This window comes from Candidatus Nitrospira nitrosa, from assembly GCF_001458735.1.
In the GTDB taxonomy this organism is placed as follows: domain Bacteria; phylum Nitrospirota; class Nitrospiria; order Nitrospirales; family Nitrospiraceae; genus Nitrospira_D; species Nitrospira_D nitrosa.
In genome coordinates this window covers 680,296-702,063 of sequence record NZ_CZQA01000001.1, presented here as the reverse complement: position 1 = coordinate 702,063, position 21,768 = coordinate 680,296, and the positions used below count along the sequence as shown (strand labels likewise).

General features: G+C 53.8%; 16 protein-coding genes. 14 read left to right on the top strand and 2 right to left on the bottom strand.

Going from position 1 to position 21,768, the window contains the following annotated elements; all coding sequences use genetic code 11:
* The first annotated feature begins 68 nt into the window (after window positions 1-68).
* The 6 genes from COMA1_RS03370 (at window position 69) to COMA1_RS03345 (ending at window position 8,715) form a co-directional block, all read left to right on the top strand.
* Window positions 69-2,315 (top strand): GumC family protein, encoded by a 2,247-nt coding sequence (locus COMA1_RS03370; protein WP_090743772.1) that lies wholly within the window; start codon window positions 69-71, stop codon window positions 2,313-2,315.
* A 131-nt stretch (window positions 2,316-2,446) separates the two neighbouring features.
* Entirely contained in the window at window positions 2,447-3,844 is a 1,398-nt protein-coding gene (gene murJ / locus COMA1_RS03365; protein ID WP_090743769.1) for a murein biosynthesis integral membrane protein MurJ, read from the top strand.
* A 5-nt stretch (window positions 3,845-3,849) separates the two neighbouring features.
* Entirely contained in the window at window positions 3,850-4,965 is a 1,116-nt protein-coding gene (locus COMA1_RS03360; RefSeq protein ID WP_090743766.1) for a glycosyltransferase family 4 protein, read from the top strand.
* Window positions 4,966-5,013: 48 nt separating this feature from the next.
* On the top strand, window positions 5,014-6,168 hold the full coding sequence (locus COMA1_RS03355) for a glycosyltransferase (RefSeq protein WP_090743763.1): 1,155 nt from the start codon (window positions 5,014-5,016) through the stop codon (window positions 6,166-6,168).
* A gap of 29 nt (window positions 6,169-6,197) precedes the next feature.
* Window positions 6,198-7,445 carry an O-antigen ligase family protein gene (locus COMA1_RS03350; RefSeq protein WP_090743760.1) on the top strand — a complete coding sequence of 416 codons (1,248 nt, stop codon included), beginning with the start codon at window positions 6,198-6,200 and terminating at the stop codon, window positions 7,443-7,445.
* A 28-nt stretch (window positions 7,446-7,473) separates the two neighbouring features.
* Complete coding sequence (locus COMA1_RS03345) at window positions 7,474-8,715, top strand: SGNH/GDSL hydrolase family protein (protein ID WP_090743757.1); 1,242 nt, start codon at window positions 7,474-7,476, stop codon at window positions 8,713-8,715.
* Between the two features lie 275 nt (window positions 8,716-8,990).
* Here COMA1_RS03345 and COMA1_RS03340 read toward each other — a convergent pair whose 3' ends face one another.
* Both COMA1_RS03340 and COMA1_RS03335 read right to left on the bottom strand, forming a co-directional pair.
* Window positions 8,991-10,241 carry a hypothetical protein gene (locus tag COMA1_RS03340; protein WP_090743754.1) on the bottom strand — a complete coding sequence of 417 codons (1,251 nt, stop codon included), beginning with the start codon at window positions 10,239-10,241 and terminating at the stop codon, window positions 8,991-8,993.
* Between the two features lie 349 nt (window positions 10,242-10,590).
* Window positions 10,591-11,769 (bottom strand): WD40 repeat domain-containing protein, encoded by a 1,179-nt coding sequence (locus tag COMA1_RS03335; RefSeq protein ID WP_090743753.1) that lies wholly within the window; start codon window positions 11,767-11,769, stop codon window positions 10,591-10,593.
* Window positions 11,770-12,129: 360 nt separating this feature from the next.
* Between COMA1_RS03335 and COMA1_RS03330 the strand changes: the two genes are divergently transcribed.
* The 8 genes from COMA1_RS03330 (at window position 12,130) to COMA1_RS03300 (ending at window position 21,569) form a co-directional block, all read left to right on the top strand.
* Window positions 12,130-13,281, top strand: a complete 1,152-nt coding sequence (locus tag COMA1_RS03330; RefSeq protein WP_281176217.1) for a glycosyltransferase — start codon at window positions 12,130-12,132, stop codon at window positions 13,279-13,281.
* A gap of 69 nt (window positions 13,282-13,350) precedes the next feature.
* Entirely contained in the window at window positions 13,351-15,369 is a 2,019-nt protein-coding gene (gene asnB / locus COMA1_RS03325) for an asparagine synthase (glutamine-hydrolyzing) (RefSeq protein WP_090743749.1), read from the top strand.
* On the top strand, window positions 15,366-16,502 hold the full coding sequence (locus COMA1_RS03320; protein ID WP_090743746.1) for an SGNH/GDSL hydrolase family protein: 1,137 nt from the start codon (window positions 15,366-15,368) through the stop codon (window positions 16,500-16,502). Before asnB ends, COMA1_RS03320 begins: the two co-directional genes overlap by 4 nt.
* Window positions 16,503-16,637: 135 nt before the next feature.
* Window positions 16,638-17,444 carry a hypothetical protein gene (locus COMA1_RS03315; RefSeq protein ID WP_090743743.1) on the top strand — a complete coding sequence of 269 codons (807 nt, stop codon included), beginning with the start codon at window positions 16,638-16,640 and terminating at the stop codon, window positions 17,442-17,444.
* A gap of 169 nt (window positions 17,445-17,613) precedes the next feature.
* Window positions 17,614-19,458 (top strand): carbamoyltransferase family protein, encoded by a 1,845-nt coding sequence (locus tag COMA1_RS03310; protein WP_090743740.1) that lies wholly within the window; start codon window positions 17,614-17,616, stop codon window positions 19,456-19,458.
* Window positions 19,459-19,463: 5 nt separating this feature from the next.
* Window positions 19,464-19,871 carry an SxtJ family membrane protein gene (locus COMA1_RS03305; protein ID WP_090743737.1) on the top strand — a complete coding sequence of 136 codons (408 nt, stop codon included), beginning with the start codon at window positions 19,464-19,466 and terminating at the stop codon, window positions 19,869-19,871.
* A gap of 19 nt (window positions 19,872-19,890) precedes the next feature.
* Window positions 19,891-20,043: a DUF5989 family protein gene (locus COMA1_RS20950; protein WP_176697820.1), complete on the top strand. Its 153-nt coding sequence runs from the start codon at window positions 19,891-19,893 to the stop codon at window positions 20,041-20,043.
* A gap of 281 nt (window positions 20,044-20,324) precedes the next feature.
* The gene (locus COMA1_RS03300; protein WP_245630827.1) at window positions 20,325-21,569 is read left to right on the top strand and encodes a glycosyltransferase family 4 protein; all 1,245 of its coding nucleotides are present in this window, start codon (window positions 20,325-20,327) and stop codon (window positions 21,567-21,569) included.
* Window positions 21,570-21,768: the final 199 nt, after the last annotated feature.

Below are 21,768 nucleotides of genomic sequence, written 5' to 3'. Positions count from 1 at the left end.
CTTCATCGTTCTGGCTATGGGTGCCAATGGTGAATTGAGGCGCACCTCTATGAAACGTGGGCTGTGACATGACTCGTGATGACGATAGTATCTCGCCGCAATCGGCCGAAAGTAACGGCCGTGAGACTGTCCTTGCCGAGTATGCCGGCGCCTGTCGGCGCCGTGTTTGGCTGATCGTTGTCATTGTGGTTGGGTGTGCAGCGGCTGCGGCTGTGTGGTCGTTCATGCAGATACCGCGGTACCAAGCAAAAGCCACAGTGGTGGTCGAACAAGTAGGACGAAGTGGCTTAGAATACGATCGAGACTACCGCCAGGGCGACCTTTCCCCAGAATACTTTCAAACTCAGTTTGAATTGATGAAAAGCCATTATATTTTCCAACGGACGGCGCAGCTTCTCCACTTGTCCGAACAGCCGGAATATAAACCCAGACCCTCGATCCTTTCCTCAACGATGGGGGACATCCTGCCTGCGGCTGTCGCAGGCGTTGTCGGGTTCAAAGGAGATGTCGATGCACAAGTTTTAGGGGACGAGGACGAACGCTTACTGAAGCAGTTTGCTGAGGCTATTGAAATCGTGCCGATTCGTGGCGCACGACTGGCCCATGTGATGGCAACTTCCAATGACCCGGAATTTGCCGCTCGCATCGCCAATACGCTGGCTTCGACCTACATTGAACGCACCCAAGAGCTAAACGCGCTATCGAAGGAAAAAGCTGCTGCATGGTATATCGCCCATCTCGACGAACTGCGTAAGAAAGCCGAAGACTCGCAGCAGGCCCTCTATCAGTTTCGTCTGAAGCATGGGTTGATGGGAGGGCGTGAGCAGCAAACGGCGAGGGCGCACACGAACACCGAATTGGACTCAGAGCTTGTCAGGGCAGAGATGAAGCAAGCGGAGGCCAAGTCTCGTCTCGAACAAATTGAATCAATATTGCGCAGCCGAACCGGCCACAATGGAGCCATCGAAACAGACTGGTCGAGTTTGGATGCCTCGACCGAAGTGCTGAGTTCGACCCTGATGCAAACGTTGCGAGCCCAAGATATCAGGGTGTCGGGTCAGGTTGCCGAGTTGGAGGACACGTATGGACCGCTTCACCCTAAGCTGATTCACGCCAAGGCGGAGATGCAGGATCTTCATGAGCGAATCGAGCAAGAGGTACAGAAGATCTTTGACTCCGTGAAGCAGGAATATGACTCGGCGCGCGGACGGGTACGCGTCATTAAGGAAGCGGCAAGCCGTCATCGACAAGAGAAAATTAAGCTCGAACAATATGAAGTCGACTATGGAATCCTCGAGCGGGAGGCAGAGAGCACCCAGCACCTGTACGACATTTTTCTTAAACAGACGAAGGAAGCAGACCTTTCGGCTGGGTTGCGGAGTGCCAATGTGTATCTCGCCGACCCTGCGGTGCCGAACGCTATCCCAGTAAAGCCCAAGAAGCAGTTAAATATCATGTTAGGACTTCTGGTAGGGCTCATGACGGGGGTTGGGCTGGCTCTTTTCTTAGAAGCTCGTGATCGGACCTTGAGGGGACCTGATGATTTAGGACGGTATCTGCCGAAGGTCTCTCTCCTCGGAGTGATGCCACTGCTGCCAAAAACCAAGATCGGGGAGGGAGTGTCTCTCCTCACCCAGCAATCCTCAGGTGTCGCGGCTGAACACGTTCGCATTATCAGGACCAGCGTACTACTCTCCAGGCCCGATGAATTACCGTCGTGTGTCCTCATAACGAGTCCTGGAGAAGGCGAAGGGAAAACGACCCTCTCGGTGAACCTCGCGGTCGCACTGGCCCAGTTGGAGAATACGAAGGTTCTACTGATCGACGCCGATTTGCGGAATCCTTCACATAAGTATATCCATGGAGTTCAACGCGAGGGGATTGACACAAATGGACTCGCGAATTTCCTGGCTGGAAGGGCCAGCTTGAGAGAGATTATATATCGGACCGATCTGGCCAACCTGTCTGTTATTCCTCGAGGGGATCGCCCACCAAATCCATCGGAACTGTTGCACTCCAAACAGCTGAGAGAGCTTCTGAACAGATGCCGAGAAGAACGGTATCATGTCATTCTGGATGCCCCGCCGGTGCTCCCTGTGACGGACCCTGTGATCCTTGCCTCTCAGGTCGATGGCGTGCTCTTGGTGGCCAGCGCCGGCCAGACCACCCGTGAAGCTTGTCGAGCGGCCATTGACCAGCTGACGAGTGCCGGAGGGAGAATACTGGGGATCGTTTTGCAGAAAGTCCGAGTCTCTACTAACCTGTACCCTTCCTACGTCGGCAAGAAGTTTGAAGAGAATGGGATCCCACTGTAGGCAGATCCAGCAAGGTTCTCCTCCAAGTGATGGGCAGGTAGGTCTCACACACGCTGGTGAGAATTCAGCTAAGCGATGCTTGAAACGTTGAGGAAGATGATTCGTCTCTGGTTCAGCCATTGGATTAAACCGTGCAGAACGTGCTGCAAGTAGGTCTTCAATGGTGGGATACGTGGAAGGCGCGATCGATCAATCGCCGGATCTTGAGTGCGTTGGTGACCGTCGGTGCCCTGACCGTCCTGGCAAAAACTGCCTCTGCCGGAAAAGATTTAGTGGTGGCCTATCAATTTGGGGCCGGCGATGAACTCGACGCGTTTCTCATGGCGTTTGTGATTCCCTCGTTTGCGATCAATCTAGTCGGTGGCTCGCTCAATGCTGCGCTGATCCCTACCTATATTCAGGTACGGAAAGAAGAAGGAATGGCAGCGGCTACGGACCTGTACGCGAGTGTACTGACCGGTAGTGTCGTTCTCTTAGCGCTGACATCACTGATCTTGTTTGCCGTGGGTCCGTTCGTGCTTCGTCTGGTGGCTCTGGAATTTCCTGAAGAGAAATTTGCGTTGACGGTGTCGTTATTCAACACCTTGTTGCCCTGTCTCCTTCTCAGCGGACTCGCCACCACCTGGGGAGCGATACTGAACGCCCACGAGCAATTTTCGCTTGCCGCAATCGCTCCTGCCATCATGGCAGGTATGACCATTCTTGCCCTTCTGGCACTCACGCACTCTATGAACATTCATGCACTTGCCATCGGCGTGGTTGCCGGCGCGGTATGTCATGCTGTGCTTCTCGGATGGGGTGTGGCTCGGGTAGGGGTCCGGCTTCTTCCCGGGTGGAGCGGCGTGAGTCCAGCGTTGAAGACGGTGTGGTATCAGTATGCTCCAATGCTTGCGGGGGCAGCCTTGATCGGCAGCACAGAGATGATCGGGCAGATCATGGCTGCGTCCTTGGGATCGGGGAGTGTCTCGATCCTGTCTTACGGCAACAAGATTCCTATGCTGTTACTCGGCGTCGCGTCCATGGCTGCGAGCACGGCGGTGCTCCCGTATTTTTCACAGATGGTCGCCGCACGGCAGTGGGTTGAGATACGACAGACGCTGCTCACCTATGCCCGCTTGATCGCCGCCATCACGATTCCCCTGACGACCATTCTTGTGGTGTTCTCAGAACCCATCGTCCAGCTTCTCTTCCAACGCGGAGCGTTTACGGCTGCACATACTCATCAGGCGGCATGGGTGCAATCCCTCGCCCTCTTGCAGATCGTTCCATTTACCTTAGGTATTCTTGCCGTTCGATTGCTCTCGTCTCTCAAGGCCAATCATATTTTGATGTGGAGTTCCGCTATCAGTCTGGTCCTCTCGATCGTCTTGAACTACGTCTTTATGCAACTCCTCGGTGTCGCCGGGATTGCCCTGGCGACCAGCGTGATGTACCTGGTCTCAATGTGTTTTCTGTATGTCATGGTGTTTCAAAGGCTCCGATTGGAGAGTGCCGGTGTTTCCCCCCACCTCGCGACCTCGCGTCCGTAACCCCAATGCGCATCACATTGGTCATTTCAACATTCACGGCTGGAGGAGCAGAGCGGGTGATGTCTGTTATGGCTAACTATTGGGCAGAGCGGGGAGAGGACATGACTCTCATCACCCTCAGCCCGCAGCCCAATGACTGGTATACGCTCGATCGTCGTATCAAGCGGGTAGCATTAGATGCTTTATCGAGCTCAGCACACGTTGTCCAAGCCCTACGTGAAAACGTTCGGAGAATTCTACGACTGCGCCGCGCATTACGTGGGGCACAGCCTGAGGTGATCGTGAGCTTTCTCGATAAGACCAATGTGCTTACGCTCATGGCAAGCTGGGGCCTTGGTATCCCCGTTGTCATCTCTGAGCGCAATGATCCCCGTGAATATAATATCGGTCTGGCTTGGAGTGTGTTGCGGTCCGTATTGTATCGGCGTGCTGATGCGATCGTGGTGCAATCATGCGCCATACGTGATTGGGCCTTGAAGCTTCCGGGAATAAAAGCCACTTATGTGATCCCAAACCCTATGCGCCAAACAAAGAGTGAGTCCAAACAGGCGTCAAAACCTCACGCATCTGCTCATGCCATCGTTGCCATGGGCCGATTGGTGGAGCAAAAGGGGTTCGATATCCTGATCGAGGCATTTAGCCGATGTGCCGCAAAACATTCTGATTGGTCGTTGGTCATCCTTGGTGAGGGGCCGCGGCGGGCGAGCTTGCAGACAGTTGCCGAGGACTTGGGGATCGGAGAACGTGTTCATTTAGTTGGACAAGTGCGGGAGCCTGCCACCATTCTAAAAGGAGCGGACCTCTTTGTATTGTCTTCTCGATATGAAGGGTTTCCGAATGCCCTGGTCGAGGCGATGGCCTGTCAACTTCCAGTCGTCAGCACGGACTGTTCCAGCGGCGGACCACGTGACATCATTCGTGACGGGGTCGATGGCATTCTGGTTCCACCGAAGGATGTGGCGGCTTTAGCCAATGCCATGGAGCGATTGATGGGGGACCAAACGGAACGTCAACGGCTTGGAAGCCGAGCGGGCGAGGTTGTCGAGCGCTTCAGTCTAAACAGAGTCATGAAGTTATGGGACGACCTTCTGACTGGGATCGCAAGGCTATCCCATGCGTGACAAAGAGTCAATCTTACAATAATTCTTGCTGTGTAACCCAAGCATCACATGCACATTCTCTTTCTTATCCGTTCGCTGGACTGTGGCGGGGCGGAACGGCAGCTGGTTGTTCTGGCTCGCGAGCTCCATCAGCGTGGACACAAGGTCTCCGTTGCTGTGTGCTATTCCGGAGGACCGCTGGAAGTCGATCTGAAGGACGCTTCCGTCCGGATCATTCCCCTCGACAAGCGAGGACGGTGGGATGTGGTGGGGTTTCTTGTTCGACTGATCCGAGCCGTGCGTTCGGAGCGGCCAGACTTGTTGTATGCCTACATCGTGGATTTCATGACGGTGTTCGTACAACCCTTTCTACGTTCGATGAAGATTGTCTGGAGCATTCGCAGTTCAAATATGGACTATAGCCGCTACGATTGGCTTTGTGGCCCGAGCTATGCGCTAAACTGCTGGCTCTCCAAATCTGCAGATCTGATCATTTCGAATTCGTATGCCGGTCGCCGAGTTCGTGTCGCAGACGGATATCCGGCCGAGAGAATTGTGGTCATTCCGAATGGCATCGATACCAACCGGTTCTATCCGAATGTGGAAGCGCGCGAGCGGATACGCACCCAGTGGAGAGTAGGCGAGGATGAATTTCTCATCGGCCTCGTCGGCAGGCTGGATCCGATGAAAGATCATGAAACCTTCTTGCAAGCAGCCATGCTACTGCTACAAGAATGCAATCAGGTACGCTTCGTGTGCGTGGGAGATGGGGCACTCGAATACAAAACTGCGCTCCAAGACCGTGCCCAGAAGCTTGGGCTGTCCGATCACATGATGTGGGTTGGGAGGCAATCGGAGATGCCTCATATCTATAACGCCCTTGACCTACTGGTGAGTTCTTCTTCATATGGGGAAGGGTTTGCCAATGTGCTGGGGGAGGGTATGGCCTGCGGAGTGCCATGTGTGGCAACTGATGTGGGGGATTCAGGTCTGGTGATCGGAGATACAGGTCAACTCGTACCACCCAAGGATCCGTCCGCTCTCAAAGCAGCGATGCGACAAGTCCTGGATGCCAAACCACGTGCGTCGGAGATCCGCCACCGTATTGTTGAACACTTTACATTAGAGAATCTTGTTCTCACAACGGAGCAGACACTGCTGGCACTATGTCATCAACCGATCAGTAAACCCGTCCCATCACGGGAGCATAAGCCTGTCTGTTGATGCCTGAGCAGAACGTTTAAGCGAATGTCATGACGAGTACCCTTTTCCGTAACACCTTGGCGGTGATCGCAGTTGCGCTCTTTTACAGCAACCTTCATGCATACCTGCACAGGACGTACGAGGTCGTGGCGCCGTGGCAGTGGGTTCTCGCTTTCCTTGTTCTGTCCCTGCCACTACTGGTTAGGCAGGTGATGTCGTCCGAGATTCTCCGACTTCCGATTGTGGGGTGGTGTTTCCTGTATCTCTGGGTCACGCTCGTCTGGTTTTTGTTCGGGTCACAGTCGGACATGGCCTGGCAGGAAGTGCGATGGCGGATCCTCGCCATATTTGAAATTCTCGGTTTTCTCGCGATTTTTATGGATGGCAAGGCGCACTTATGCGCGCGACTCACGCTGGTGGCGGCGGTCCATGTTGGCATCGTGATCAATGTCTTTGAACTCTTTGCCCCCAATACATTCAGCGATGTCTCTGGACGATCCGCCGGCTTGTATGTGAATGCCAATATGTCCGCGGAAGCACTCGTCCTTGGAATGATTCTTGGCATCACGGTGGTACCCTCCTGGTATCGCGGCGCGTTCATTGTCCTCACAGGCGTTGGTGTGTGTGTGACCTATTCTCGGGCGGGACTGATTGGGTGGCTTATTGTGGTAGGGGGGCTGATGCTGGGACAGTTCATCAGCGCGAGGCATTTGGTCCGGATAGGTCTCGTGACGGTCTGCCTTCTCACCCTCGTGCTGTTGCCGAAAGCCGACCAGATTCTCACCACGCTGGAAAGGGTTGGCACGTTGAATGCGGACACACAAGAGCGACTCGCCTGGTTCATGGATCCACTTGAAGTGGATGATAAATCAGGCCGATCACGCAAGTCTGTTGCCCGAGAAGCTTGGGAACGAGTAACCGAACAGCCGTTCTTCGGTGGCGGAACTGGGTCGGTACATAAGGGACTAGACATCCAACCGCATAATCAGTTCCTGTCGCATATGATCGATCATGGCTTTTTCGGAGCAATGCTCATGCCGATGCTTCTGCTGGCTTTGATCTGGCAAGGTGAAGGAGAGCGTCGGCGAATTGTCTTTATCTTCAGCGTCGTGACACTGTGGTTTGGTTTCTTTACGCACACATTCTTGAATAATGCGCACAGCCTTCTCCTCATAGCCCTGGTCGCGGCACTTGTAGCAATACCTGTCCGTCCGAAAGCAAAAACAAAACAAAGCGGGCAGGTTGCCAATTCAGATCGTGGTCGTTTTACCACCGTTTTGGTGCCTTCCCAGTACTGAGTCCCTGAGCCACTGCGGACCTCATGTCATGTCGAAGAATCACACACTCCTAGTAATTTTCATCAGCGCGCTGATCAGCCTCGTGATGTGTGAGGCTGGGTTACGAGCGGTCGGCATTTCCTACCCGATTTTCTCTCGAATCGATGATGACCTGGGTTCAACGCTGCGCCCCCACACCGAAGGATGGTGGAAACGAGAGGGTGAAGCCTTTGTCCGAATCAATTCGGCGGGACTCCGGGATCGCGAACATGCCATGCCCAAGCCGGATCATGTTCTGCGGATTGCGGTATTGGGAGACTCTTTCGCAGAGGCTATGCAGGTGCCGATGGAAGATACATTCTGGGCGGTTGCGGAGCGAGAGATCAGAACATGTACAGCCATGGTCGGTCGGGAGCCGGAGATCATTAACTTCGGAGTTTCCGGATATGGCACCGCGCAAGAATTGATTATGCTGCGCCGCCGAGTATGGGCCTATGCGCCGGATGTCGTCCTTCTGGCAATCACTCCCACTAACGACGTTCGGAATAATTCCCGAGCCCTAGAAAAGGACGACCGGAGGCCGTATTATTTCTTTAAGGATGGGCAGCTTGTCGAAGATACGTCGTTCCGCCATGAAGGTGGATTCTGGTTACGCTCCTCCTCATTCGGGCAGGTCGTAACGCAAGCCCGGGACTCGTTGCGAATTTTCCAACTAACGATCGAGGCACTGCGGCGGGTGATGTCACCGAGTCGGGCCACAGACGCACAATCAGTCCACGCTGGCCAACTGCTAGAGGGAATGACCAGAGTATCTGGCTATCAAGGGGAGGAATCCCCATGGTTACAAGGAGAAGCTGGTCTAGATATGGAGACATATGTGGAGCCACAAGAGTCTATCTGGAAAGAGGCCTGGCAAGTCACGGAGTACCTCATCAAGCAGATGCATGCAGAGGTCGAAGGCAGAGGCAAAGCATTTATGGCTATCACGGTGAGTAGTGGTCCTCAGGTGGGTCCTGATCAAGCCGGACGGAGGATGTTGGAGCGTCGTTTGGGTGTATCGGACCTTTTTTATTCCGAGAATCGAATACGGGCTCTGGGAGATAATCGTTTTGAGGTGCTTGCTCTCGCTCCGCTGTTCCAAGCCTATGCCGAGGAAAACCGCATCTTTTTGCATGGTTTCCCTAATTCTGGACTTGGACTCGGTCATTGGAATATCGCAGGGCATCATCTGGCAGGACAACTGATCGCTCAAAAACTTTGCAAGTATCTTGGGGTGTTGCAGCCCGCCTAGGGTAGGGTGCAGGTCGTGGCGCGTGAGTCGCCTTTCCTGTTAGACACGATAGTAGAACATCTCTCACAATCGATTCCAAAGCGGGACCGAGCATGCGCAGTGAATTCCGGCACCCAAAGCTGGTGGACTCCATGGAAATAGAGGAGGAACAGCTCCGGCCGTTATGAAGCGGGTGCTCAATTACAGATCACGTATGAGTGCAGACCAGGATCGAAGGAACCCTCTGATCTCACATGGGGCCGTGAGTGATTACCAATTCAGATGCTACTACTTTCTTATTTGTTTATTCTTAGCTTGCTAGGAGCTGCGGGAGTGGTCGAACTGCCGGCTTTGACACGAACAAGATACAGATCCCTGCGTTCTCCGGGGTTCCCCCAATTACTCGTAAAGGCAATGAAATTTCCGTCTCGGCTGGCTGATGCTCTTGGCTGGGCGTCGTAATCATCGTTGATGACGATACTCCAATGATGCGCAATCCGTCGTACTCGACTCGATCCATCAGTGGCGATGAGAACGATTTCATTGTCAAACGGGTTCACCGAGGATCCTCCATTGATGTGGTAGCGACTGCTCACCATCCACGCATCGCCCCCACCGGGCATGGCAAAATGATCGCTCTGGGTGTTGTAGGACCAGGAGTCTTTTGGTAGGAGGAAGGTCACCGAGTTCGGTGTAGCCAGATTCCGTATGCACAGGCGACGGGTATTACAGCTAGTCCCAACAACCCCATTGCCCATAGCGCGATGACTAAACCATACGAGACTATCAACGGTCGTGCGGGTTGGGGTACCCTGCAGATCCCACACGTGCAGATCCTTGGTCGCATTGGCTTTCAACGACACGAGATAGCGTCCGCTTTTGTCGATTTCGACCTCGTTAATCGAACCTTCATCGGTGACGTTGAGCACAATAGTGTCGGTGCTCCGTTTATAGACCATATAGCCCGTGCTCACTCCATTCTTGACATAGTGAAATGCGAAGACATCGTCGTTGTCGCTCACGGACATTTGAGTAATGTAATCGGCAACAAACTCTGTTCCAAAGTCACGGATCAGCGTATTCCCCCATGTCGTACTGGATCCATCTGGAATCGTGATTTCATAGAGTGATGTGAGTCCTACCGCATAAAATTTATTAGGGGCACTACGAGACCACTGAGCCTCATACTCCCGTAATCCGGGAGGCGGATTCCCCTGAATCCGTCCGTTCGAGCGTGTCATTGAAGCGGCGTTGAAGTCCCAGACCTTGAGCCTCTTGTATCCCACCTGACAGATGGCGCGTACCTTCGTATTATCGATGTTTAAAGGTGGCTCGTTGCTATAATCGTTTATGCAGTACGACGTGCTATCGTCTCCATCTGTTACCCGGAGGATGGTGGTGCCAAACGTGGGGTCAATCGCTATCGATCCGGCAGCTGGCAACGAGGGTGGAGAAGCAGGCATCTGGTAGACGTTCATATCCGAAAGAAATGCCCACGACGGTATGGCCCACAGCACTCCTAGCGGAACCAGATACAGCACGTGCATAGCTCGCCTCCGGTGTTACCATGGTTGACTGAGGTTACTCAATCGGTGAATCCCAGATAAGAATATTGTGGAGCCGAGCAACGAGCATGCCAGGTGTAGTTATGACCCTCTGTCCCTGAACTATTCGGTATCTCGTGAGTTTTTAGTTGCTTATTCCAGAAATCCTTTCAATCCATGGTTATCTCGTCCAACTAAGGAAGGAAATGTAATTCGCGACGTACGTTTCTGTGCAGATGAACCAGAGAGGCAAGAAGTATTACAGAGTGCAATCGCAATTCTCCTCAGCCTGAAATCCAAATGACATTTGGGCAAACGTGAGAGTAGGAGACCACCGGTATGAAATTGTCGGTCATTGGACCCGAACGAGATACAGATCTTTACGCCCGCTGGGGTTCCCCCAATTACTCGTAAAAGTAATGAAGTTTCCATCGCGGCTCACCGATGCCTTGGGTTGAGCATCGTAATTATTGTTCAACACGACACTGCGGTGATGGGCGATCCGTCGCACTCGATTCGACCCATCAGTGGCGATCTGCACGATCTCGTTGTCGAACGCTTGATGCACAGACCCTCCGGCGGGTGAATAGCGGCTGGCAGTCATCCAGGCATCAGTGCCACTCGGCATGCCAAAGTGATCATCTTGAGTATAGTAGGCCCATAAATCTCTCGGCAGTATGAAGGTCACGGTGTTAGGCGTTGCCAGGTTCCGCACGCACAGCCGACGGTAGTTACAGGAACTCCCGACGATTCTATTTCCCATGGCGCGATGGCTAAAAGCCAGTGTCGGCGACACTTGTGTTTGGGTCGGTCCGACCTGCAGATCCCAGACAGCTGTTGCCCCACTTCTCCTGACCACGAGATAACGGCCGCTCTTATCAATCTCCACTTCATTGAGACCGGTTACGTTGGTCACTTTCAACAGGATGGAATTCGTACTGCGCCTCCAGACGGCATAACCCCCGGTATTGGACATCACAGCGAACACATCATCATTGTTCGACACGGAATGCTGGGTTACGGAGGTTGCGCCGGGGAAATCGGTTGTGAAACTGTGCAGGATTGTATTCGTCCAGAGGGTCGATGTCCCATCGGGAATGGTCACTTCAACCAGATTCATTTGCGCGCATACGGTAAATTTGTTGGAAGTGGTGCGGGACCATTGCGGGAAATACTCTTGGGCTCCTGTTATCGGGTTGCTTTGGGTGCGTCCGTTGGAGCGTGTCATCGTCGACGCATTGAAATCCCAGACCTTGAAGCGTTTCGGTCCAACAACTCGACATTGCGCCGCGATTTTGGTGTTGTTGACATTCAGGGAGGGCATATTCGAATAGAACGTCATGCAGTCACCGCTGCCGTCTCCGGCATCTGTCACGCGCAGGATAGTGGACCCAAACACGGGGTCCGTTGCCTTCGAGCCAGCGGTGGGCAGGGAAGGCCGAGCTGGCTCTGGATAGACAACGCTGTCGGTCAAGAAAGCCCAACTATGCAGAGGCATCAGCATCATCAGCAAAAAGAGCAGGAATATCATGCGTAACTCCTTTCGTTCACTAATAGTCATTTGTTATTTCTATCGATGATCTAGCTGACATTGTCGTCAGCCGCCGCCGACTGACGTAAGCAATTTGTATTCCTATAGGAATCGGATTTTTGCCTGTGAGTGCTAATGATGTGGAATCATTTCAATTTTCTCAGTTTTGGCTCCCAAACAACCTCTTTCATATTTCCCAAACCCTGTAGGAATGTATGGGGTGATGTGTGTGGATCGGCCTTCATCTACATCACCGATGCACCTATCTAGGATCTAGTACTCATAGCTTCAATTCTTCAAGATCAGGCCTCGCACTCAACCTATATCCATAAAACTACAATCGCCTCTGTTAAGGGATCTATGTCACCCAAACGGATTTTATTCCTGGCGACCGGCCTTTACGCAGGAGGAGCTGAATTAATGTTACTTCGGCTGCTTTCGCGCTTGGATCGACAACGCTTTATGCCATCGGTCATCTCCCTTATCCAGCTCGGGCCGGTCAGTGAAAAAATTGAGAGATTGGGAATTTCCGTTCGATCGCTCGGGATGCAACCAGGCAAGCCAAACTTAGTGTCCATTGGGCGTCTCCTGCGCTGGATTCGTCAAGACCGTCCACATGTCATGCAAACCTGGATGTACCACGCAGACTTACTCGGGGGTGTGGCAGCTCGACTGGCAGGACACATTCCGATCGCATGGGGAGTCCGGCACAGTGACCCACTTACTCAAGGGTATGGTCCGCTGACGGTTCCCACGGTCAAACTCTGCGCTCGGTTGTCCCGCTGGATTCCCAAACGGATCGTCTGTTGTTCTGAGGCATCCCGTGAGGCTCATGTGGCCTTCGGCTATACAGCCGACAAAATGGTGGTCATTCCCAACGGTGTCGATCTGACGGCATTGAAACCCGATCCAGTGGCGCGCCGGTTGACTCGACAAGCTCTCGGGATTCCCACTGAGGCCTCCGTGATCGGCCTCGTGGGACGATTTCATCCCCAGAAAGACCATCAGAATTTTGTGTGCGCCGCAAAACGTCTCGTCTCTATGCGACCATCGGTCCATTTTATTCTCTGCGGCGAAGGTGTGACCTGGAACAACCGAGAACTTGCCGCATGGATTGATGATGCCGGGATTCGTGAGAACTGTCGTCTACTCGGACGCCGTGAGGATGTGCCGCAACTGATGGCCTCGTTTGATTTGGCGACATCCTCGTCCTGCTTCGGTGAAAGTTTTGCAAATGTGGTCAGTGAAGCGATGAGTTGTGGGGTCCCTTGTGTGGTGACAGATGTTGGTGATTCAGCTCACATCGTAGGGCCGACCGGCATTGTGGTTCCTCCTCGAGATGCAGAGGCATTGGCGCGAGCTTGGGAGCATATGCTTAACCTCGGTCAAGAGCAGCTGCTCCGAACAGGCTTGCAGGCGAGACAACGGATCAAAGACAATTTTGATCTGCCGAATATAGTCGACCGTTACCAAACAATGTTTGATGACCTTGCAATCTCACGTGTCGCTTAAGGTAATCATTAATCAATGAGACATGATTCGCCATCGTCCGCATTGAATCGAATGGAGTGACGCTTCGTCATGTGTGGCATCGCCGGCTATTGTGAGACTGTGCCTCGGAGTACGAGAGAGGAGTTGGAAGCGACAGCTGCGGCCATGGCTGCCACATTGCACCATCGAGGGCCGAACGATTCAGGGGTCTGGACGGATCCATCTGCCGGTATCGCCTTGGCGCATCGCCGCTTGTCGATCTTAGATCTCTCTCCGCTCGGCCACCAGCCGATGCACTCGGGCTCCGGCCGCTATGCACTCAGTTTCAACGGCGAGATCTACAATTTCAGGGCCGTACGCAGCGAATTGGAATGCCTTGGGCATACGTTTCGTGGCCACTCAGATACCGAGATCATGCTCGCTTCCTTTTCACAGTGGGGTATCCGTCAGGCCGTCGAGCGGTTCAATGGCATGTTCGCATTTGCTGTGTGGGATCGTGACGAGCGCCGACTCCACCTGGCTCGGGACCGGTTTGGCGAGAAGCCGTTGTACTACGGGTGGATGGGGAGGACATTTCTGTTTGCTTCGGAACTCAAGGCTCTGCGAGTGCATCCGGACTTCGACACACATATCAATCGGGATGTGTTGGCACTCTACTTTCGCCACGGTTACATTCCAGCTCCTTATTCGATCTATTGCGGGATCTCGAAGGTCTTGCCTGGAACCATTTTGACGGTGGATCCGGAGGCGGGGTCCCCTCCAGACTCGATACCATATTGGTCCGTTCGAGCTGTTGCTGAACAGGGAAGTGCGAATCCTTTCGTCGGTACGGAGGCGGAGGCCATTGGACATTTGGATCACTTGGTGAGAGATGCAGTCAAACTTCGGATGGAAGCGGACGTGCCGTTGGGCGCATTTTTGTCGGGCGGTGTGGATTCCTCGACCATCGTCGCACTCATGCAGGCGCAAAGCGCGCAACCCGTCCGGACCTTCAGCATCGGGTTTCACGAGGCGGCTTACAATGAAGCTGACTATGCGAAAGCCGTGGCAAAGCATCTTGGGACACATCACACCGAGCTTTATGTGGCCCCTGAAGAGGCAATGGCGGTCATCCCCCGTCTTCCCACGCTCTACGACGAGCCGTTTTCCGATGCCTCACAAATACCAACGTTTTTGGTTTCCCAACTGGCTCGCCGCGACGTGACGGTATGCTTATCGGGCGACGCCGGAGATGAGTTGTTTGCCGGCTATGATACCTATCTCCATGGGGTACGTATTTGGAAGCTGATGGGCTGGTTGCCGCGAGCTTTGAGAGTGCTGTCTGGGAGAGGACTCAGCGCGCTATCGTCGGCGCCCTGGAAGTTTCTGCTTCGGATGGTCGGGCCGATCAGTTCGAATGGCCTCACGCTGCAGCACCAAGGTCTTCGGCTCAAGAAATTAGCGGAGCTCTTGCCCGCAGACTGTATCGAAACCATGTATCGGGGGATCATCACGCATTGGGATGTTCCAGACTCAGTGGTGATTGGGTCGTCGGAGCCTCCGACCGCGTTTACCGATCGGACACAATGGGGGAGGCTTTCCGGTGTGCTCCATCGGATGATGTACACCGACTTGATCACGTATCTGCCGGACAACATCCTCGTGAAAGTGGATCGGGCCAGTATGGGTGTGAGTCTGGAAGCGCGCGTGCCGCTTTTGGACCATCGTGTGGCCGAGTTCGCCTGGCAACTCCCGGTCTCGATGAACGTTCGCGACGGACGGGGAAAATGGATTCTCCGGCAAGTCCTCTCCCGGTACGTTCCACCCACGCTGACTGAGCGGCCCAAGATGGGGTTCTCTGTACCGATCAGCACATGGCTGCGCGGCCCCCTAAAGGACTGGGGCGAGGCACTGTTGGACAGAAAGCGGTTGAACGATCAAGGATTTCTCAATCCGGACCGTATCCAAGGCAAATGGATCGAACATCAATCTGGGAAGGCGGACTGGCGTACGCTGTGGGACGTCCTCATGTTCCAAGCCTGGTTCGACTCTCAGCAGCGGCCCATGCGATTGATGGAAGAAGCCACATGCAGTCTATCGGTACGAAATCCGCGTGTGGTACCCGCATGAAGAATTATCGACGTATCTCGGCGGGCTTGGCGATGTTTACTGTGGTGGGGAGCGTACTTTCCTCGCTGCTGATCATCGAAATCGCTCTGAGATTTCTGCCCGTCTGTAGCAGCATGCAGAAACTACCGGTCGACCAGCACAATCCGATTCTCCGTTTCCCATCCAACCAGCGCTTTACCTATGCGAAAGGCTGGAACTTTGAGATCCTAAACTATGGCCGCTTCAACAATTATGGATTCGTCAACAATCAGGACTATCAATCCAACCCTGAGGATCTTCTCTTAGCTGTCATCGGCGATAGCTATGTCGAAGCCCTCATGGTGCCGTATGAGCAGTCCCTGCAAGGACGCCTGGCAGAGCTCTACAAGGGAAAGGGTAAGGTCTACAGCTTCGGGATCTCTGGCTCTCAATTGGCCCAGTATGTGGCCATGGCTGAATACGTGTGGCGTGAGTTTCATCCACAGGGACTGGTATTCGTGATTATTGGTAATGATTTCGACGAAAGCTTGGTCCAAGTGAGAAGCGGATTGCACCTGTTTAAAAGACATAGCCAAGACCAATCGCTCAGTCTGATACGAACCGATTACCAGCCCACGGTTCTCGAAACCATCCTGAAGCATTCGGCGGTTGTTCGTTATCTCTGGTCAACGGTTGGTGTCGGAGACCTAACACGACTCCCTCAATGGTTCACACGGTCCGAGGTCCTCTATGTGGGAAATACCTCACGCGATGCATCACTCGAACGTGTTCGTGATTCTCGGCTGGTTGTGGATTCATTTTTCTCCGAACTTTCGCGTCGCGTCGAACTGGAGCCAGCCAGGATTCAGTTCGTGGTCGACGGTATGCGGCCACAACTATATTCGCCCGAGGATCTCCTAAAGGCACAAGGAAGCTACTTCGACCTCATACGGCAGTACTTCATAGAGACGGCAATCTTGAAAGGCTATGAAGTGATTGACCTACAGTCCCCGTTCATTGCCCGACACGACAAGGATGGCGCACGCTTCGAGTTTCCAACGGATGGGCATTGGAACGGTTTGGGACATCAGGTTGCTGCCGATGCTGTGTCCGCCTCGAATCTGGCCAAAATGGTGTCCACATACCCTGGTCCAACAGCTCAAACCATTCGGTGACCACTGGGTACGTATCTGACTGGAGAAGGCGGTCCAAACCCGTGGTACACAATTGGTACATCTTGATAGGCCGTGACGTTTGATGTTAGGGCATATGACTTCAGTATCACGTGCGGCGGGTAAGGAAAACTCCATATGGAAAAGCTGCGACATAAGTATCTTACGATTTCAGGCGCAATGATCGTTGCAGCCTATCTGCTACTGCTTGGACACGCCAGCCTGCTGCTCTGTTCAGATGAGACAGTTGTCTGGTTGGGCATGGAAGATGGTCCGATCGAGAATATCGGGGCGCTCAGTTTCCTTCTCGCCAGTACCCTCTTTTTCATGACCGCGTATCGCTCATCGAAGCTCCGAGGTCAATCCAGAGCCAACCATTTTGACAATTCTCTGGCGCTCTTTCTCCTTGGGGCTTTCTGTTTCATCTGTTTTGGCGAGGAGATTAGTTGGGGGCAACGACTGTTCGACTATTCGGTCCCGAATTGGCTTAAGGACATCAATCGACAAGAAGAATGGAACTTGCACAATCTTGCCTGGTTTCATGGGCAGACCGTGGAAGGCGCTGAAAAATCGTTCTGGGCGCGTCTGCTGGTCATGGACCGACTGCTGGCTGTTTTTCAACTTGCACTGTGCACACTGGTTCCAATATTCACTAGGTTCAGCAGAGTTCTACGTACATGGGCCGCTCGTATCGGGCTCCCAATTGTTCCTTGGTGGATTGCCGGACTGGTACCGATCCACATTTTCACGACACAGGCGCTTTACGCGATCGTGGGCGAGAATATCATCGTGGGCGATGCACTCGATGAAACCAAGGAAAGTATGCGGGCCGTGATCTTCCTCTTGGTCGCCAATGTGGTGTACAGGTTGACCAGTACTACATCCTTCGTGCCTGGAGTGCAGGGCCCTTTTGATCGAAGTAAAGAATTTAAGGCTGCACTGTAGCCATCACGAGGTGTCGTACCAACTGCGCTTGTAACCTCCCGAGTTTCATCTCGTTTGGCGCAGCGATGGCGTGGATCATAGGAATGTTGACAGATTCTAGCGTTATCGGACGGTGGTCGCGAACCAGGTGTTCATGGCGATTGCTGAATTATGAAGATGAGGGGGATCTATGAGCCACATTCTTGGCATATCGGCCTTCTACCATGATAGCGCTGCCTGCCTGATTCGTGACGGAGAAATCGTTGCCGCAGCGCAGGAGGAACGGTTCACGCGAAAAAAGCATGATCCCGGTTTTCCGTCACATGCGGTCGCCTACTGTATGAAGGAGGGGGGAATCACGCTGAGGGATCTTCGGTATATCGTCTTTTATGATAAACCGCTCGTGAAATTTGAGCGACTGCTCGAGACGTACCTCGCCTATGCCCCGAAGGGCCTTCAATCATTTGTCGCCGCCATGCCGGTTTGGCTGAAGGAAAAGCTGTTCCTTCGGAATGTCCTTGCGAAGGAATTCGTGGCGCTCGCTCCAGCACTGAAGCAATCGGAACTTCCGCAGTTCTTGTTCGGCGAGCATCATGAATCGCACGCTGCCTCCGCCTTCTATCCGTCTCCCTATGAAAAGGCGGTCGTTCTGTGCATGGACGGTGTCGGGGAGTGGGCGACCACTTCGGCCTGGCTCGGCGAGGGAAACGTCGTCACACCACTTTGGGAGATTCCCTTTCCCCATTCACTGGGCCTCCTCTATTCCGCCTTCACGTACTACACCGGGTTCAAGGTGAATTCAGGCGAATATAAGGTGATGGGCCTGGCTCCGTATGGCGAACCGAAATATGTGAAGCAGATCTATGACCATCTCCTCGACCTCAAGCCAGACGGGACGTTTCGCTTGAACATGGACTATTTTAACTACTGTACTGGTCTGACGATGACGGGAAATAAATTCGACGAGGTGTTTGGCGGACCTCCTCGGAAGCCCGAAAGTACGTTGACCCAGCGGGAAATGGACCTGGCCCGCTCAATTCAGGAGGTCACCGAAGAAGTGATGCTTCGTGTGACCGGAACACTCCATCGTGAAACGGGGGTCGACTATCTCTGTATGGCCGGAGGGGTGGCGTTGAATTGTGTAGGGAACGGCCGGATCCTTCGCGAAGGTCCCTTCAAGGGGATCTGGATTCAGCCGGCGGCCGGGGATGCCGGTGGAGCGATCGGGGCCGCACTGACCGCCTGGCATCGGTATGATGATCAGCCAAGACGTGCGACCGGCAGTGACCGAATGAAGGGGAGTTATCTCGGTCCAAGACATACCAATGAGGAGATCGAACAATTTCTCAAATCCGCGGACGCACCCTATGAACGCCTCGACGAGAAAGAGCTCGTCGATCATGTTGCAAAGGATCTCGCCGAAGGGAAGGTGGTGGGGTGGTACCAAGGTCGGATGGAGTTCGGTCCCAGGGCGCTCGGCGGCCGAAGCATTCTCGGTGATGCTCGAAATACTACGATGCAATCGGTGATGAACCTCAAAATCAAATATCGCGAATCGTTTCGTCCGTTTGCGCCTTCGGTGTTACGGGAACGCGTGTCGGATTTTTTCGAGATGAATGCGGATAGTCCGTACATGCTGTTGGTGGCGCCGGTGCATAAAAAACGACGGTTGCCACTGCCGGCTTCTCAATCCGGTCTCTGGGGAATCGAGCTGCTGAACGTTCCACGATCTGAAATTCCGGCCGTGACGCATCTGGACTATTCTGCCAGAATTCAAACGGTCCATGAGGAGACCAATCCCCGGTATTACCGGCTCCTGAAGGCGTTCGAGGTGCATACAGGTTGTCCAGTTTTGGTCAATACGTCCTTCAACGTTCGGGGAGAGCCGATCGTGGGCACACCGGAGGATGCCTATCGGTGCTTCATGCGAACGGAAATGGATGTACTTGTCCTGGAGGACTGTGTGCTCTATAAAACGCAGCAAAAGCCGTTAGTGAACGACACGCATTGGCAGAAGGAATTTGAGCTCGATTAGGGGGGATGATGAATCAGCAAGGTCAGCAGCCGACGACGAAGGATCTCCGCCAGTTCGGTCTTCTGGTTGGAGGGGTGTTGACAGTGATTGGTGTATGGCCGGTCCTGTTTCGAAGCGAGTCTCCTCGCATCTGGACACTGATGTTCGGTAGCCTCTTAATCGTTCTGGGGACGGCTGTACCACAGAGTCTGAAACAGGTGCATCATGTGTGGATGAAGATCGGTCATGTGCTTGGTGCGATCAATACGAGGATTATCCTCGGAGTCATTTATTATCTCCTATTGACTCCGATGGGGCTGGGGATGCGTCTGATGGGCAAAGATTCCATGCATCGGGTCTTCGCCCAGGAGGCCGACACCTATCGCGTCTTGCGGGCTCCCAGGCCCCGCCAGCATATGCGGAATCAATTCTAAGGTAGATGAGGAGCAAGTGATGGGAGAATTTCTGAGTGAATTATGGGCCTTCATGAAAGAACGGAAGAAGTTTTGGCTGTTGCCGATCTTCATGGTGTTGCTGCTGCTAGGGACGCTGATTGTTCTCACGCAAGGGTCGGCGGTGGCCCCGTTTGTATACACGCTGTTCTAGTGTCCTGAGTCTGATATGCGTTGAATAATTCCATGGCATACAGTCTCTGTAAATCAAACAGTTAGCTCCCAGAGTTTTGATGCGAACTTCAGACTCAGGCCACTAGTTTCCCAATCGGAAGGTCTGTGGGCCAACGGCTATCGAGTGGGGTAGACCTACGTCTTGATAGTTCACGCATGGCCCGCACATCACCGCTATTCTCCTGAGTGCCGAGGGTCGTTCTCATACATCGCTTCTGATCAGGTCACACCCTGTTCTTTTTCGCACAGACTGAGCCGTTGATGACGATTGCTCCGATAAGACTGGTGCACGTGACCACCGTCCCGCTGTCTCTTCGATTTGTGGCTGGGCAAGCGGCCTATATGCGGGCCAGGGGATTTGAAAGCCATGCGGTCTCATCACCAGGGGAGCCATTAGCTCAATTCGCGGCGGAAGAATCTGTCACTGTGCATCCGGTGTCCATGGCCAGACGGATCACACCGCTACGTGACCTTGTCGCTCTCTTTCAGCTGTGGCGTCTGTTTCGTCGTCTTCGCCCGCACATCGTTCACGCGCACACGCCGAAAGGTGGATTATTGGGAATGATCGCGGCGCGATTGGCTGGCGTGCCGGTGCGGATCTACCATATGCATGGCCTTCCCTTTATTACAGCAACCGGCCTTACACGACGAATCCTCATGGCCACCGAGTTCGTGTCCTGTCGGATGGCCTCGCAGGTTCTCTGTGTCAGCCGGTCAGTGGAGGCCATGGCAGTGGATCTCCAATTGTCACCTCCAAAGAAAATTCATGTTCTGTTGCAGGGGAGCTGCAATGGTGTCGATGCCGAGAGAGAGTTCAATCCAGATCGAGCGAATGGCGCTGTGCGGAGCGAGACCCGGCGCCGATATGGCATTCCCATGGATGCTACGGTGATCGGATTTGTAGGCCGTTTGGCGCGTGCGAAGGGACTCGTCGAATTGAATGATGCCTGGACGATCTTGAGGAAGGAACATCCAGACCTGTATCTCCTCCTCATTGGACCAGAGGAGCCCGGTGATCCCCCTCCACCGGGGGTACTTGAACGGCTGCGAACGGACTCGCGTGTGCGTTTTACGGGAGAAAATTGGGAGACGCCTCCGCTCTACAACGCGATGGACGTTCTGGTGTTGCCCACGCATCGTGAAGGGTTTCCACTTGTCCTGTTGGAAGCCGCTGCCATGGGACTGTCGATTGTTGCCACCAGGGCCACAGGTTGTCTGGATGCGGTCCAAGACAACATGACAGGTACTCTGGTGCCAGTCGCTGATGCGAGTGCTCTCGCTGTAGGGCTAAACCGATATGTGTGCGATCCGGTACTCCGCCGGCGCCATGGGAAGGCCGCACGCGAATGGGTGCTGCGGGAGTTCCGCCCAGAGAACATCTGGCAGGCCGTGTATCACGAGTATGTACGGTGGCTGCTCAGCAAAGGATTCACGCCGCAAGGGGAGGCACCGCTTGCGTGGAGTGACAATGCCCAAGCCGATCGCCCCCGGGAGCAATGGTCATGATCTTTCTGGAGCCGGGTGAGCGCTGGTCGTACGATGTTCTCCCCACTGGACTATAGGGAGCTATCCATCAAGTCGCATCTGCTGATGATCCATCCGGATCGAGTTACGGACATCGAATATGGAATTCTGCCAGACCATACAGAAAATAGCGGAGAGGGTTCGTCCAGGCGCCCGAATCTCACGGCGAGCCGTCATCGCA

Coding starts and splice junctions, on each gene's coding strand:
- COMA1_RS03320 (WP_090743746.1), top strand. CDS start 15,366: ATGAAGAATTATCGACGTATCTCGGCGGGCTTGGCGATGTTTACTGTG.
- COMA1_RS03300 (WP_245630827.1), top strand. CDS start 20,325: ATGACGATTGCTCCGATAAGACTGGTGCACGTGACCACCGTCCCGCTG.
- COMA1_RS03355 (WP_090743763.1), top strand. CDS start 5,014: ATGCACATTCTCTTTCTTATCCGTTCGCTGGACTGTGGCGGGGCGGAA.
- COMA1_RS03310 (WP_090743740.1), top strand. CDS start 17,614: ATGAGCCACATTCTTGGCATATCGGCCTTCTACCATGATAGCGCTGCC.
- COMA1_RS03305 (WP_090743737.1), top strand. CDS start 19,464: ATGATGAATCAGCAAGGTCAGCAGCCGACGACGAAGGATCTCCGCCAG.
- COMA1_RS03340 (WP_090743754.1), bottom strand. CDS start 10,241: ATGCACGTGCTGTATCTGGTTCCGCTAGGAGTGCTGTGGGCCATACCG.
- COMA1_RS03345 (WP_090743757.1), top strand. CDS start 7,474: ATGTCGAAGAATCACACACTCCTAGTAATTTTCATCAGCGCGCTGATC.
- COMA1_RS03335 (WP_090743753.1), bottom strand. CDS start 11,769: ATGATATTCCTGCTCTTTTTGCTGATGATGCTGATGCCTCTGCATAGT.
- COMA1_RS03315 (WP_090743743.1), top strand. CDS start 16,638: ATGGAAAAGCTGCGACATAAGTATCTTACGATTTCAGGCGCAATGATC.
- asnB (WP_090743749.1), top strand. CDS start 13,351: ATGTGTGGCATCGCCGGCTATTGTGAGACTGTGCCTCGGAGTACGAGA.
- COMA1_RS03360 (WP_090743766.1), top strand. CDS start 3,850: ATGCGCATCACATTGGTCATTTCAACATTCACGGCTGGAGGAGCAGAG.
- COMA1_RS03330 (WP_281176217.1), top strand. CDS start 12,130: ATGTCACCCAAACGGATTTTATTCCTGGCGACCGGCCTTTACGCAGGA.
- COMA1_RS03350 (WP_090743760.1), top strand. CDS start 6,198: ATGACGAGTACCCTTTTCCGTAACACCTTGGCGGTGATCGCAGTTGCG.
- COMA1_RS03370 (WP_090743772.1), top strand. CDS start 69: ATGACTCGTGATGACGATAGTATCTCGCCGCAATCGGCCGAAAGTAAC.
- COMA1_RS20950 (WP_176697820.1), top strand. CDS start 19,891: ATGGGAGAATTTCTGAGTGAATTATGGGCCTTCATGAAAGAACGGAAG.